The organism is Arcicella aurantiaca (assembly GCF_003148625.1).
Lineage (GTDB): Bacteria > Bacteroidota > Bacteroidia > Cytophagales > Spirosomataceae > Arcicella > Arcicella aurantiaca.
This window is the reverse complement of the sequence record NZ_QGGO01000007.1, coordinates 222,126-236,908: the sequence shown is the minus strand read 5'-3', so window position 1 is coordinate 236,908 and position 14,783 is coordinate 222,126. Positions and strand designations below refer to the sequence as shown.

The window sequence follows — 14,783 nt, the reverse complement described above, 5'->3', positions numbered from 1 at the left end:
GTTGCATACGTGTTACGCACCCGTGCGCCACTATGTATTGCTACACCGTTCGACTTGCATGTATTAGGCCTGCCGCTAGCGTTCATCCTGAGCCAGGATCAAACTCTCCATTGTAAATATCTATAAAATGAAGTTGCTCTTTCATGCTCTCTTTTTAATAAAGAAACATAACTACAACTCCTGTTTTTGAATAAAGTTAATATTCTCTCTTCCTATCAATATCTCAAAGAACTCTTACAATTTTAACCTCTAGCAGTCAAAATCTATGTGGCTAAATAAACCTTTTTATATACTCGCCCCGTCGTTTCGGAGTGCAAAGTTGCACCTTTTATTTTAAAACAACAAATTATATTTGAAAAAATATCCGAAAATTATTTGTAAAAAATACACAAAAACCTGAAAACCAAATATTTACACCAAATAAAAAATAATAAAAAATTAACCCATAAAATCAATCATTTCCCCCTATGAAAAAATAATTAAAAAATATATCAAAATAATTATAACACAAAAGTCACGAATATCTCTATATCCGTGACTGAATGAAAGTATGAAAATATTTATTGTGCTTTTCCTAACCAAAGAGCTGCATTCAAGTGTAGGGCTGGATGCGAGGTATATCCTGATGGAACATCTCCAGACCAACCGTTAAACAAGTTATCGTTGGTATCACCTGTGCCATCGTCTGAAGGAGAACTATCTCCGACAAATACAATACGCCCTGTTCCATAAGTTGATAGTAATGCCATTACTTGTGTATTATTTCCAACTGTTCCGCTCATTCTCCAAAATAAACCTTGAACATTTGTATTAGTCGTAGGTGTTAGCGTTGCGGTTGCTCCATTATAAAATGCCAATTTTGATGCAGTTCCTGCTAAACCGTTCAATACTTTTTGAGCATTTGCATTTGTTCCTGTATAAACTTTAGTTGTTGGTTTTTCACTAATGTCAACAAAGTCCACAGTGAAACCAAAAGGATTATTATTGTTGATTCCATTGTTTGTCATTAAATCGTTGATTACTCTTGGAGAATCATAGCCGTCTCCATCTCTATCTGATGGGTTATATCCATTTGCATCAGTTCCTGCTGTGGTGGCGGCGGTATGGTCTGTAACAATCATTAAGCCACCTCCATTGGCTACAAAATTCATTATTGCGGTTTTCTCAGCAGCAGTAAATAATCTGTTTGGTTCAATTAACATATAAACATCATAATTACTTAAATCTTGTGGATTTGATGTATTTCCATAAGTGATTGCTGTACCTGCTGGAAGTGTTTCTACCAAATGACCTTTTTTTACTAATTCTACTGCCCAAGCAGACATTCCTCCTTTCCAATATGTTTCAGGTGTTGAAGCCGTAATGCCTGTATAAGAAGGTGTTGGGATTCTTTGTGCTGAGCTTTCTACGGTTGTGCCTCCTGTATATAAAGGTACGCTTACTGTTCCATCGGCATCTATCAACCAATCTGCACTACCTGCATTTTCATATTTTGTGGCATCAAACAGGAATTTTTTACCTGTAATTCCGCCACCACCTCCAGCGTTATCATTAATGGTGATGTCATCAATATTGATTCTGTTTGTACCTCCTGAGGCTTTACGAATTTCAACACGGACTGTTCCTGTTACATTTAAAGTAAATGTTTTTGTTTGAAGGGTGGTAGTTGTGGTGATATTTGTGCCAGACTGAGTCCATGTGCTACCACTATTTGTAGAATACCATAATCCCCAAGTTGAGGCACCGTCTGTTCCGTAGGTAGCGTGCTTAACTGTTACAGTGCTGATACCTGTTGTTTGGTCGAACAACATTGAGATTTTTCCTGTGTTGCGTACACGTGCTGACCATGAACCTGCTTTTACATCTGCCGTTAAATTACCTATTATAGCATCATATAAATTCCATGATTTTGCTTGAAGCGTTACATTATCTCCACTACTTGAGCCAGTTGGAGCTACATCGTAAGCAGTTTTTGGACTTGTCCCTCCTACTTCAAAGCCTTCAGTAAGAGAAATAGCTTGGATTTTGGCAGATTTATTTTGATTTGAATTTGTTGGTACTAATTCGTCAACTGAGTGGCAACTCGTTAACATTGCTCCTATTGTAAAAAGAGCAATAAAAGAAGGTTTAATTTTAGAGAAGTGAAACATGATTTAGGTTGGTTTTGATGAAATAAAATTACAAAAACGTTTATGAGTGATGAATTTATGGATATTTATGCAAATATCTGTCAATAAACGTAATTTTAATTATTGGGATTATTAAGGATTTGTTATTATTTTTCTCTAAAAATAACATTGAGATACAAATGAAAGCTTTTGTGTTTTGAAGGGAATTGACTGAATATTTGTCATTAAAAAAGCCTTATTAAAAGTTGAGGGCTTTTAATAAGGCTTATGATTACTTTATACTAAAATTTTCTTGGCATATTCAACGCATTTGGCTACTTCTTTTACTGCGTCTGAACCTTCTGGAATGTCATATTCTAATTCAACAGTTACAGGAATTGGGTATTTTTTGTTTTTCACCAACAACAAAATATCTTTGATTGGCGTATCACCTTGTCCCCATGATAAATTATTTTTCCCATCAGCAGTACGGTCTTTCATGTGCATACTCGTAATTCTATCGTGTTTTGCTTCAATCAAAGCTAATAGAGATTCCTTTGTATTTTTTCCACCAACCGCAATGTAGTGACCACAGTCAAGATTTAATGAATTGTATGGAGATTGAGCAAGGGCTGTATCCCAAAGTGTATCATTTGCTTGTAAATGTGCATGATAACCTACATAAACTTTGTGTTTTGAACCAAAATCACCTAATCTTTTGGTTTGGTTTGTGTCTGTTGGAATTTCAACGGTTACTGAAGTTGCACCTAATGCTTTAGCCGCTTTCATTCCATATTCGATTTCAGCATCCGTATTATTTGCCCCAAAAGCATTTGGTTTGAAAGCATAAATCGTAATTCCAGCTTCTTTGAATTTTTTACCAATCTCAACAAATTTATCCATTGAAGCTGTTGCTCTCCATTCAGCAACTCTTCTATTATAATCAGCCATTTCCTTTTTTTGCTCATCCGTCAAAGGAGGTCTTTGTGGTTGTCCGCCTTTTGGTGGAATTGGTGGCATTTTAATAGGATTGATTGGTTTTCCTGCAAAAGTTTCGGCAGGGTCTCCCATCATTTCGATGGCACTTATGTTTGAAGCTACACAAAATTGTAATAATTGGTCAATATCATGTGGCATACTTCTAAATGAATACGTAATTACGCCCACTTGTACACCACCAAATTTTGAATTAGGTTTTCCCAATTCTGGTCCATTTGCATTTTTGGCAAAAATAGAGTTCTTGCTCAATAATACACCAACGGCAGCCGCAGGAATGATTGACATAAACCCACGACGTGAAATTTCATTTTTCATTGTAAAATCTTGATTGATAAGTTTTATAGTTATGACCTTAAAGTAATATTATACCAAGCGAAAAGCGAATAAATTAACTTACAAGTTATCAACAAGCGATTCTACATGATTTTGCAAACCTAAATCCTTTTAGGATAAAAATACTAAATTTGTCAAATTTAATTTGTCCCCATAGGTTTAAATTCGATGGCAGAAACTGACATAATTATCTGCGAATCTTTAGCATTTTCGTTCTTGAATACAAAATAAACATCGTGCTGCCCAGCATTAGCAGGAACGGCAATTTTGAATTTGCTTGGCGGTCTGCGTTGTGGTGCTGCTGGAGCGGCACTACCCGCAGGAGCAGCAGGTGCAGGTCCAAATCTTACTTCTTGTGGTTCAATTTTTTCACTTGTTCCAATAATTGTTCCCGTTGGAGAATCCAATCTTACTTCCACAATTCCGCCCGATGCCCCAACTCTGGTTTGTGCTTGTCCCGCAATTTCAATTTCGCTAATATCTGTTAAATCAACATTATTATAAGCAAGGTAAGCATTGTTGCCAACCATTGAGAATGAACGCATTGGTGTAATGGTCAATTGTGTTCCTTTTGATTTATCTGAAATTTCTGGATTCAATTTGGCATTTCTCAATACGATTAAATCTTCTGTTGCTAAGGATTTCATCACCTTTGTGCCTTTATCTTTATAAGCTGCACGCAAAATATATGACCCGTTTTCTTTCTGTCCTGTTGGAATTTTGGTATCATAATTTCCTTTCGTTGGTAACGATTTCGCTGTTTTGGGTTCGTTGATATTCAAAATATATTCAACAATGATATTGGCTTCTGCTTGTGAAATTTGTGGGTGAGCCGCCATTCTGTGGTCGCCCCAAACGCCTCCGCCACCAGCAATTACTTTATTTGAAAGGTTTTCAATTGCTTTTGCATCGCCTTTATATCTTGTGGCAATATCACGATAACTTGGTCCAACCGATTTTGTGTCGATAATATGACAAGATTTACAGTCGTTTTTATTCAACATTCTTTCGCCCATTGAAGCAAATGCAGAAGCGTCAACGCCACGATGATTTTGAGATGCTTCAATTTTATCATAACCAACTGGCAAGTAATCAATACTTACTGATACTTGGTCGGGTTTGATTTTTCCGCTGTTCAAATCTCCGTCTTCTTTATCGGCAACACTTACTTCGTATTCAATTGGTTTATTTGGGAAGTAAAATGTTTTGTTTCCTTTCTTAATATTAAAAGCAACCGCAGGCGATTCGTTACCCACTTTTACTTCCAGAGATTCACTATTTGTTTCTCCTTTGCTATCTTTTACGGTCAAAGTAACGTCGTAAGTTCCTGCTTTGTCGAAAGTTACACTTGGGTTTTCAGTTTTAAGGACACGTTTTCCTGCCTTACTTTTTATTTCCCATACATACGTTAATTTATCGCCATCATAATCCATTGTTCCTTTTGAAGAAAAATTTACTTTTAAGGGAGCAGCACCTGTTAAATTATCAGCAGAAGCCACCACTTTGGGCATACGATTTCCGCCATTGTATTCCACTTTTACGAGTCTGGCGTTGTCATTTCCTTTGAACCATGCCGACCCATATTCCAAAACGTACAAATCTCCATCGGGGGCAAAATCCATATCAATAGCACTACCAAAATCTGTACTTGGCATAAAACGCTCCATTGATTTATAGTTACCGCTTTCGTCCATCGTAACCGACATAATCCAACCACGCATGAAATCTGTGATTAACCATTTTCCTTCGTAATAATCAGGGAAAACTCGTTGTCCATTCGGGAAATCTGATTTATGAAAAACAGGCCCGCCCGTAGCACTTCTTCCTGAACTTCCAACCAATGGAAAATCCTCTGAAATACCGTAAGGATACCAAATAAATGCTTTTTGAGCAGGAGGCAAATTCTTTAAACCTGTATTGTTTGGAGAATCGTTGATTGGATTCAATGGGTCATATTTTGAATCTGGGCGAGCTTTTTTTGCTTCAAAATCCCAATCGGTATAAACTTTATTATTACCGATAAAATAAGGCCAACCGAAATTTGAAGCCCCTCTTGCTTGGTTAAATTCATCATAACCTCTTGGTCCTTGCTCGCCATCAACTGAGGCATCTGGCCCTACTTCACCCCAATACAAATAACCCGTTTTACTGTCGATAGTTGGTCTCCAAGGGTTACGGTGTCCCATTGTGTAAATTTCTTTTTTCACTAAACCGTCTCCATTATTTGGTAAGGTTTCGTATAAATTTCCTTTGGGAATCGTGTATGAAGCATCCGTTTGGGAAACATCCGTTTGGGGCGTTATTCTCAAGATTTTACCTGTCAAGCTGTTGGTGTTTCCTGCACCACGTTGGTCGTCCCAATATTCCCAGCCTTTGCGTTCATCAAGGTTAGCATAACCGTCTGAACCACTATTTGAGGTATTGTTTCCAACGGTGAGGTACAAGTTTCCAGATTTGTCAAAAACCATTCCTCCGCCTGTGTGGCAACATTCTTCACGTTGAGTTGGCACTTCCAAAACTATTTTTTTAGAACTTGTCACTAACTCTTCGCCTTTTAGTTCCCAACGAGCCAAAACGTGTTGCGTTTTAGCAGTATCGGCATAATACATATAAATCCAGTGATTTTTTTCAAAATTTGGGTCATGAATTAAACCCATCAAACCTTCTTCTGCTTCACGCTTTTGTCCTTTAGCATTGGTATATTTTGTATTTACGGGAATCGTCGCAATTGTTTTGATAATTCCTGTGTTTGGGTCAAACTGCTTTAACGCTCCTTTGCGTTCTACAAATAGAACACGACCATCTTTTAGCAAGGTCATTTCCATTGGTTCGTCCAATTTATCGCCTAAAACTACTTTTGTAAAGCGGTTTTCTTCGGGGGTATTTTGAGCAAAAGAAAGATTGGTGATTGTTAGACAGAAAAGAAAAGCTGAAAACTTAGCAAGCGTCTGTTTAGACTTTCGGAAGTTTTCAGAAAGTAATAGTAAATTTTTCATCATTTGAAAGGTTGGTAATAATTGGGATTGATTTTATAAGAAAGTAAAAGTGCAAAAAAAACTTAGAAAACTATCAAACTTTCGACAATTAGGAATATTAATTCGATTTATCGCCCTTTTTAAGGGACGATATAACCGAAAATAAAGGGAATGAAAAAGCAGTGGGGAACAAAAGTCACCGATTGGTATTGAAGCAGTAAATAATGATAAGATATATTTTAAAGAATCCCCTGAGAAGGGTCTATTTCTTTCTCATAATATGGACTATCTTTTGGGAACTCAGTAAGTTCCATATCAGTAGAGACAATTTTTACAGGTATGTCCATATTATTTTTATATCTAAGTGCTGTCTTTTCGTAACGAAAAACTCTAATTATTTCGTTATTGTACTTGATTCCAAAATTTTGCATAAAGGTGTTTAATTTATAGGTTTTGTAAAACACAAAGTTATGAAGTATTTTTTTTCGGTTTTAGCGTAGAATTACCTAATTTAAAAAAATATTCAAACTATTTTGGTAAAATTATATCTATTCTTATGGTTTGTAAAAATCAATAAATTGAAAGAAGGTATTAGATTGTAAAAAGCTTAGAGATAAATAATAGACTTCCTGCGAAAGTGTTTTAAGTCGTAAAACAACATCTTTTCGGCTACAAATAGCGAAAATTTTTCAACCGTAGCTATGCTTTCAAAATTCCCGCTATTTTCACTCGAAAATATACCATTTTTCAATCATAAAACACTTTCGCAGGAAGTCTAATCAATTTAATTATTCTCTACAACTTTTGAAATACTCATTCTTGCTTCTTCTACAACTTCTTCTGCGGTTTTATTATTTCTGTCAATTGGTGTAAGGGCTGTCCATTTTAAATGTTGAAAACTTTTGAGGGGAAAAAAACCTTTTGGATTCATTTTGTTTACATTTTCAATGGCAACAGGAACAACTAAAGCGTTGGGAGCTTTTTTCATCAAAACTGCCACACCGCCAACTGAAAAGGGTTTTAATACTCCTGTGCGTGAGCGTGTGCCTTCTGGAAAAATACAAGCGGAGAAGTTTGTTTGCTCAATCATTTTAGCCAATTTGGCAATTTCTACTACGGCTTGTTTTCCGTCTTCTCGGTCGATTAAAGCCGCTCCGCTTTTTTGTAAATTATACGAAATAGAAGGAATACCTTTTGCCAATTCTATCTTGGAAACAAAAACAGGAAAATGTTTACGTAAATACCAAATCATGCCAATAATATCAAACATACTTTGGTGATTGGCAATGAAAATGATTGGTTTGTCGGTTGGTAATGGTGCTTTTTGGATAAATGAAAGCCGAGTCCCTACAATTCTTGCTCCGTTGAGTAAAAAGAAGTTTAGCCAATGAACCGATTTTTGGTGAACACGCTGACCAAAAAGCTCAAAGCAAATAATTTGTATTGGGTGAAATATGAACAGAATCAGAAGGAAATACACTAAATATATACTACTGAGGAAAAAATCGAATGCTTTTCTCATGACTATTGAAGATGCGGTTTAAAGCAATTTTGTTGATGATAAATTTTGAGGACACAAAATTACAAGGAATTTTGTGATTTTAATGTAGAGACGTTGCCTGCAACGTCTTTGTTAAAAGGATAACAATTGTTTATACACCATAAAAAGACCTTGCAGGTATATAAAAAAGACCTTGCAGGTATATAAAAAAGACGTTGCAGGTATATAAAAAAAGACGTTGCAGGCAACGTCTCTACTAAAAATTACCATTTGCGTTTATAGGTTGTATAATCCTTTCTTGGTCCTTCTTTCTTTTTCGGATTTGGATTTACGTCTCCTAATAACTGTTGGGCTAAATCAGGGCGTTTTAGTTTTTGTAAACGCTGTCTAATCCAACTTTTAAATTCATTTTTGTACCAGAAGAAATAGTTATTTTGATTTTGCTTTTCTTCTTTTGTTTTGGCAGTATAAACAGGTTGCAAAGTATATGGATGTACACCTGTGTAATAAATCACCTCCGCAACGGTCATGGGAGTTGGCGTAAAATCCTGTACTTGTTCTAATCTAAAACCTAAATCTTTGGTTTCGGCTGCTAAATTTGCCATATCTTGTTCTTCACAACCTGGGTGAGAACTTATAAAATACGGAATCAAAGGCTGATTTAAACCGTGCTTATCTTGAATTTTATCATATTTCTCCTTGAATTTTCTGAAATACTTAAATCCCGGTTTACGCATCACTTTTAGCGTAGCATCAGAAGTATGTTCTGGAGCTACTTTCAATCTACCCGACACGTGGCGAGTAATTAATTGTTCCATATATTCATCATGATTTCCGTCGGTATTGTTCTTATTGAAATCATCAACCAAAAGGTCATATCTTACTCCAGAACCTACAAAGGCTTTTTTGATTTCTGGTAAAGCATCTACTTTGCGGTAAATCTCGGTCAGAGGTTTATGCGAAGTATCTAAATTTGAGCAAATAACAGGATTGATACAACTTGGAGCTTGGCATCTTGCACAAATAGATTCGTCCTTGCCTTTCATGCGGTACATATTGGCAGAAGGGCCTCCCAAATCTGAAAGATAGCCTTTAAATTCTGGGTGTTCAGCAATTTGTTTTACTTCTTTCATGATGGATTCTTCGGAACGAGAAGCCACAAATTTTCCTTGATGAGCCGAAATCGTACAGAAACTACAACCTCCAAAACAACCTCTGTGCATATTGACAGAGAATTTAATCATTTCGTAAGCAGGAATTGCTCCACGATTTTTGTATTTGGGGTGCGGCAAACGAGTATAAGGTAAATCAAATGATTTATCCATTTCCTCTTCGTCCATCGTTTTGAAAGGCGGATTTATGACCAAAGTCTTTTTCCCGACTTTCTGAACAATACGGTTTGCTTGCCATTTGTTAGATTCTACTTCTACAATTTTGAAGTTGGAAGCGTATTTAATTTTATCTTCCAAACAAACTTCGTGACTTGCCAATTCAATCGTTTCCCAAGTATCATGAGGCAGAACGGGTTTATCTTCCAAATAAGCAATTTGTTTTACATCACGAATTTCATTTAAAGGCACGCCACTTTTTACTAACCTCAAAATATCTCTCAAAGGTTGTTCGCCCATGCCGTACACGAGCATATCCGCCCCTGCATCTTCCAAAATGGTAGGAAATAATTTATCTTTCCAATAATCATAATGAGTTACTCGACGCAATGAAGCCTCGATTCCACCAATCAAAACAGGAACGTCTGGGTAAATCTTTTTGAGAATTTGAGTATAAACCGTTGTGGCATAGTCAGGTCTGAAACCCGCTTCGCCTCCCGGTGTATAACTATCATTTGAACGCAATCTTTTATTGGCAGTATAATGATTCACCATAGAATCCATACAACCCGCCGTTACTCCGAAGAAATATTTGGGAGTACCCATTTTTTTAAAATCACGGAGGTCATCACGCCAATTTGGTTGCGGAATAATACCAATTCTAAAACCCTCGCTCTCGATGATACGCCCAATAACGGCCGCACCAAAAGCAGGGTGGTCCACGTAGGCATCTCCCGAAATCAATATTACATCTAATTGTTCCCAGCCCCGCTGTTCAACTTCTTTCTTCGTAATTGGCAACCAATGGCTGATTGGTCTTTCTCTTATCGTAATCATAATACAAAATTAAGCGATATAACCTGTTGATTTTTAATAAATCGGAATTATCTACTATTTGGCGGAATTAAGGTTAGGCTTCTCCGAAGCCCGTAATTCGAGGCTATTCTTGTGCTACAAAGGTTGAATTTCTCCGAAATTGTGTCGATTTATACCTCGGAGAGGTTCAACCTTTGTAGAATATAGTGAAAATTCTCGTACCCACTTCGGAGAAGTGTAACCTTAAAAGAGTCCGCCAAATGGTAGATAATTCCGTAATAAATTGATTTTAATTCTATCACTTTCAATTGTCTTTCACCACAGGAATAGAGATAACACTTCATTTATGTTTATGGTTTTCAATAAGTTATAAATTGGATATTAGACTTCTTGCGAAAGTGTTTTAAGTCGTAAAACAATATCTTTTCGGCTACAAATAGCGAAAATTTTTCAACCGTAGCTCTGCTATGCTTTCAAAATTCTCGCTATTTTCACTCGAAAATATATCATTTTTCAATCATAAAACACTTTCGCAAGAAGTCTATTGAAAAAAATAAAAGCCAAGATTACCTTTTATGGCAAACTTGGCTTTTGTATTTAGGCTATTTTAGAAAGTTATATCAACTTATTTCTTGCGACTAAGCACACGAACTTTTCTTTCTAATTTCTCAATTTTCTTATTTTGGTCAATTACATAAAGGGTCAATTCTTCTACTTTTTGAAGTAACAATGCCTGAGTTTGAGCAAGGTCGATGCCATTTTGCGAAACCTCCGCCGTTGAAGGAATTTCTGGTAAATGTTTGTTTTCTTTGATGAAAGTTTCCACTTCTTTTAATGGACGAAGTTTATAGGCTGGTTCAAAAACATAATCAGCCCAAAAAGCTGTTCCATTGGTTGCTACACGTACTTTTTCAGTAATAATGCCACCGCTTACTGCCAATTTATAGGTACTTCCCGAAGGAATAGCCACTGTTGAATTTCCTACGATGATTCCATCAGGAAATGAAACAGGCGACTGTGCAACCGATTGTTGTATCAATAAAAACGTACAAATAATAAAGCAGTAAATAGCTTTTTTCATGACAGTAATGATTTTGGAAGGAAAATTCTAATTAGATTTTTGGTAAATATCTAACTTTTTTAAGATTTTTCAAAAGATGTTTTACAGCAATTGAGTCATCGGTTATTTACCTATTTGCGACCAATAATAGATAGTTGTAATAAAAAATAGATAGCTTTTAAACGTTGGGGCAATAGTTATGCGTCAAGTTGTGTATTTCTAATCAGCACCTACATCAAGCGAGAAGCGATTTGCCAGAAAACGAATGAGTAAATTAATCAGAAAACAATAGCTTATATTAGTAGCAAATTCCAGCACTAATACCTAACGACTAAACCCTAATTCCTATTTATTATTAACTCAAAATCAAGCAATTATAGTTTTATATGAATCCAACATTTTATATAAACCAAATAAAAGATATTACCACTCAATTTGAAAAAATTGACCTCATGCAAATGGATGGTGTCAGTTTGATGAATCGGGTTGATGTAAAATATATTATTCCAATTCATTTGCTCCCTTTGATTTTGGAAGAAGCCCTTCCGCTCTATCGAATATTAGAAGTAAAAGGAGAACGTTTATCTGCCTATGAAAGTAAATATTTTGATACTCAGGATTTAGATTTATACCATCATCATCAGTCTGGAAGAGGCAGTCGATATAAAATTAGGTTTAGAACCTATCTCAATTCGTCCTTATCATTTTTGGAAATTAAGCATAAAAATAACAAAGGCAGAACCATCAAAAAACGCATTGAAGGCACTCCAAATGACGTTTTTAGTCCGCAAATGTCTCAGTTTTTAGAAAAAACAAGTCCTTATCGTCCTTTTGATATTCAAGAAAATTTAGGCGTAAATTATCGCCGAATGACCTTAGTGAACAGAACCAGTCCAGAACGTTTGACGATAGACATTAATTTACAATTTCAGGGGAATAATCAAGAAGTTAATTTTCCAAAAATTGCCATTGCAGAGGTAAAACAAGAACAATTGGGAGCATCACCCATCATTGATATTTTCAGAAAATATCATCTCAGAGAAGGCTCAATAAGCAAATACTGCTTAGGAGTTATCAGCACTCAACCTACTATCAAATATAATCGATTCAAAACCAAATACTTACATTTACAAAAGACAATTAACCAATATGACTTATTTGCAATCAATAATGCTTCAACATCCAATTCTTCTAAATATTCAATGGTTTAGTGCTTCGTTAACGCAATTTCTGACCCAGTTTTCATTTGATTTTATTGCTGTTTTTATCTTAATCAGAATTATTTATTACAGACACTATCGTAGAACAGACCATTTTCTTACATTTTTTGGCTTCAACGTAATCATATTTTTGCTCACATATCTACTCAATAAAGTGGAAATGAGCATGGGTGCGGCTTTTGGATTATTTGCCGTTTTTTCGATGCTACGTTACCGCACCGAAGGAATTTCTACCAAAGACATGACCTATCTTTTTATGGTTATTGCTATCGGTTTGATTTCTGCCATCAGTAAAGATTCTTGGCAAGAATTAGTATTTATCACTACCATTTTATTATTGATAACTGCTTTATTGGAAGGAAGTTGGCTCATTAAAAAAGAGCATACCAAAGTGGCTGTTTATGACAAAATTGGGCTGATTAGTCCTGTCAATAGACCACTTTTAATAGAGGATTTGAGTGCAAGAACAGGATTGAATATTCATCGAGTGGAAATTCAAGACTATGATTTTTTGAAAGACTCCGTACAAATCATCATGTATTATTACGAATAAAAAAATGAAAATATCACAATATCGCTCTTTAATAATTCTCCTATTCTTGGCACTCATTTTCAATCAAACTCATGCTCAAAATGAAGGTTTAGGGCTTTGGAATAGTATCAGTATAGAAAAAAAAATAGGCAAAAAGTTTGCCGTTTCATTGTACGGTCAAGCCCGAATGGTTGATAATATTTCTTATACACAAACGTATTTGGGAGAAGTTGGGCTATCCTACAAAATTCATAAAAATTGGGAAATTTCGGGATATTATCGCTACATAGAACGTCGAAAAAATGAAACAAAGGAATTTAAACACCGTGACCGCTTTTATGCAGATTTATCTTACGAACGAAAAGTAAAATTCTTGAAATTTGAAAACCGATTGCGTTATCAAAGTCAGTTTAAAGATAATGATGGAGAAACCGATTTTGATGCCAGTTATTTGCGAAACAAATTAGAAATATCGTATCCGAATAAATCAAAATTTACGCCTTACGTTTCTGCCGATTTATTTTATGAAATTGGGGCAAAAGTTGACCAAATACGTCCCAAAGCAGGTATTTCATATAAATTTGCCAAACACCACGCTATTGATGTTTCTGTGTTTTCTAACATAGATTTAGTAGGAACGGAATCGTCGGGAGCGATTATTGGCTTGGGCTATAAATTCAAGTTTTAGGACGCTTTTTTCAGAAGCATCGCTATTCCTAAAATGGGTCCAATTGCCAAAAATATGTACAAATAATGGGGGTTTATGACATTAGATAAAATCCCTATTATTTGGATACTGAGAATCGTCAAGGAAAAACCAATGCTATTGGTAATGGTCAATAATGTACCTTTTGATTCAATGGGGGCATTTTGAGCCACCAAAGTTGAAAATAGCGGAGAATCGGCAATCACGACCATTCCCCAAAATAACAAGAAACCAAACAGCACAGGCACAGAAGCATACATCAGCATAATTGGGGAAATCAGGCAACAAAAACAAGAAAGACTAAGAGCAAAAACCGCTACTTTTTTAGTGCCAAAATATTCGGAAAGATAACCACCAACAACGCAAGCAATTGACCCAGAAGCAATAATGACAAAAGCCCACTGAGATACATTAATATCTGTGAGATGATGTTGGGTTTTGTAGGATAAAATCAATGCGGGCAAAAACGCCCAAAAAGTGTATAATTCCCACATGTGTCCAAAATATCCTAAGGCTGGACTTCGGAAATTATGAATTTTGAAACCTGTGGTAATGGCTCGAAAATCTATTTTCTTCGCAACCGTTGAATACTGCCCCTGTGGCACTAAAAGTACCATCATAGAACCACCCAAAACCGAAAGCCCAGCAGTTGCCCAAAGCACAAATTCCCACGAATAATTAGTATTAAATCCTTTCAGAAAATGAGGGAAAGCAGTCCCCAAAACCAAAGCACCAACCAATAATCCCAAAGATTTTCCTAAACCTTTTTGATAATGGTCTGAAGCGATTTTCATACCTACGGGATAAATTCCTGCTAAGAAAAAACCTGTTAAAAATCGAGAAATCAGCAAAATGCTTTCAGTTGTATGCACCATCACTACGCTAATATTACAGAAAGCCGCCAAAATAGAGCAAACAAAAAATATACGAGTAGCCACAAATCTATCCACAAGTCCAGACAAAGCAAAAAGGAAAGTTCCCGAAATAAAACCAAACTGAACCGCACTTACTAAATGAGCGAGATTATTGGCATCAATATTAAAATGTTTGGTCAAATCTGGCAAAATAGCATTTCCTGCAAACCAAAGCGACGTGCAGCAAAACTGAGAAAGGACAATAACGGGCAATATTCGTTTCATCGTGGCGTGTTTTGTTTCAGAAGTCTTTGTTACGAAGTTATCACTTAGTTGGAAAAATAAGTCATT

The 14,783-nt window shown here is 35.9% G+C and carries 10 protein-coding genes and 1 rRNA gene; 3 read left to right on the top strand and 8 right to left on the bottom strand.

Annotated features, from left to right (window positions below; translation table 11 throughout):
- The 7 genes from LV89_RS09010 to LV89_RS08975 all read right to left on the bottom strand — a co-directional run.
- Positions 1-114 (bottom strand): 16S ribosomal RNA (locus tag LV89_RS09010); the annotation flags it as partial.
- 446 nt (positions 115-560) lie between these two features.
- Positions 561-2,150 carry a hydrolase gene (locus LV89_RS09005; RefSeq protein WP_109742550.1) on the bottom strand — a complete coding sequence of 530 codons (1,590 nt, stop codon included), beginning with the start codon at positions 2,148-2,150 and terminating at the stop codon, positions 561-563.
- Positions 2,151-2,405: 255 nt separating this feature from the next.
- Positions 2,406-3,422, bottom strand: coding sequence for a sugar phosphate isomerase/epimerase family protein (locus LV89_RS09000; protein ID WP_109742549.1), 1,017 nt, complete (start codon positions 3,420-3,422; stop codon positions 2,406-2,408).
- 158 nt (positions 3,423-3,580) lie between these two features.
- Complete coding sequence (locus tag LV89_RS08995) at positions 3,581-6,436, bottom strand: PQQ-dependent sugar dehydrogenase (protein ID WP_109742548.1); 2,856 nt, start codon at positions 6,434-6,436, stop codon at positions 3,581-3,583.
- Between the two features lie 763 nt (positions 6,437-7,199).
- A complete protein-coding gene (locus LV89_RS08985) occupies positions 7,200-7,937 on the bottom strand; it encodes a lysophospholipid acyltransferase family protein (protein WP_109742546.1) in 738 nt (245 codons plus the stop codon).
- Between the two features lie 242 nt (positions 7,938-8,179).
- Positions 8,180-10,072 carry a YgiQ family radical SAM protein gene (locus LV89_RS08980; protein WP_109742561.1) on the bottom strand — a complete coding sequence of 631 codons (1,893 nt, stop codon included), beginning with the start codon at positions 10,070-10,072 and terminating at the stop codon, positions 8,180-8,182.
- A gap of 613 nt (positions 10,073-10,685) precedes the next feature.
- Positions 10,686-11,141, bottom strand: a complete 456-nt coding sequence (locus LV89_RS08975) for a hypothetical protein (protein WP_109742545.1) — start codon at positions 11,139-11,141, stop codon at positions 10,686-10,688.
- 365 nt (positions 11,142-11,506) lie between these two features.
- Here LV89_RS08975 and LV89_RS08970 point away from each other — a divergent pair, with 365 nt between their 5' ends.
- From LV89_RS08970 to LV89_RS08960, 3 genes are read left to right on the top strand one after another with little or no spacing between them, the layout of a single operon-like run.
- Positions 11,507-12,331 carry a polyphosphate polymerase domain-containing protein gene (locus LV89_RS08970; protein WP_109742544.1) on the top strand — a complete coding sequence of 275 codons (825 nt, stop codon included), beginning with the start codon at positions 11,507-11,509 and terminating at the stop codon, positions 12,329-12,331.
- Complete coding sequence (locus LV89_RS08965; protein WP_109742543.1) at positions 12,291-12,893, top strand: DUF4956 domain-containing protein; 603 nt, start codon at positions 12,291-12,293, stop codon at positions 12,891-12,893. The genes LV89_RS08970 and LV89_RS08965 overlap by 41 nt, the downstream gene beginning before the upstream one ends.
- Positions 12,894-12,897: 4 nt before the next feature.
- The gene (locus LV89_RS08960) at positions 12,898-13,560 is read left to right on the top strand and encodes a DUF2490 domain-containing protein (RefSeq protein WP_109742542.1); all 663 of its coding nucleotides are present in this window, start codon (positions 12,898-12,900) and stop codon (positions 13,558-13,560) included.
- Here LV89_RS08960 and LV89_RS08955 read toward each other — a convergent pair.
- Complete coding sequence (locus tag LV89_RS08955) at positions 13,557-14,717, bottom strand: MFS transporter (RefSeq protein WP_109742541.1); 1,161 nt, start codon at positions 14,715-14,717, stop codon at positions 13,557-13,559. The two genes, LV89_RS08960 and LV89_RS08955, sit on opposite strands and share 4 nt — an antisense overlap.
- Positions 14,718-14,783 lie beyond the last annotated feature (66 nt).

What these genes read in the sequence shown, in the direction of transcription:
- LV89_RS09005 (WP_109742550.1), bottom strand. Translation starts at nt 2,150, where the DNA reads ATGTTTCACTTCTCTAAAATTAAACCTTCTTTTATTGCTCTTTTTACA.
- LV89_RS09000 (WP_109742549.1), bottom strand. Translation starts at nt 3,422, where the DNA reads ATGAAAAATGAAATTTCACGTCGTGGGTTTATGTCAATCATTCCTGCG.
- LV89_RS08995 (WP_109742548.1), bottom strand. Translation starts at nt 6,436, where the DNA reads ATGAAAAATTTACTATTACTTTCTGAAAACTTCCGAAAGTCTAAACAG.
- LV89_RS08985 (WP_109742546.1), bottom strand. Translation starts at nt 7,937, where the DNA reads ATGAGAAAAGCATTCGATTTTTTCCTCAGTAGTATATATTTAGTGTAT.
- LV89_RS08975 (WP_109742545.1), bottom strand. Translation starts at nt 11,141, where the DNA reads ATGAAAAAAGCTATTTACTGCTTTATTATTTGTACGTTTTTATTGATA.
- LV89_RS08970 (WP_109742544.1), top strand. Translation starts at nt 11,507, where the DNA reads ATGAATCCAACATTTTATATAAACCAAATAAAAGATATTACCACTCAA.
- LV89_RS08965 (WP_109742543.1), top strand. Translation starts at nt 12,291, where the DNA reads ATGCTTCAACATCCAATTCTTCTAAATATTCAATGGTTTAGTGCTTCG.
- LV89_RS08960 (WP_109742542.1), top strand. Translation starts at nt 12,898, where the DNA reads ATGAAAATATCACAATATCGCTCTTTAATAATTCTCCTATTCTTGGCA.
- LV89_RS08955 (WP_109742541.1), bottom strand. Translation starts at nt 14,717, where the DNA reads ATGAAACGAATATTGCCCGTTATTGTCCTTTCTCAGTTTTGCTGCACG.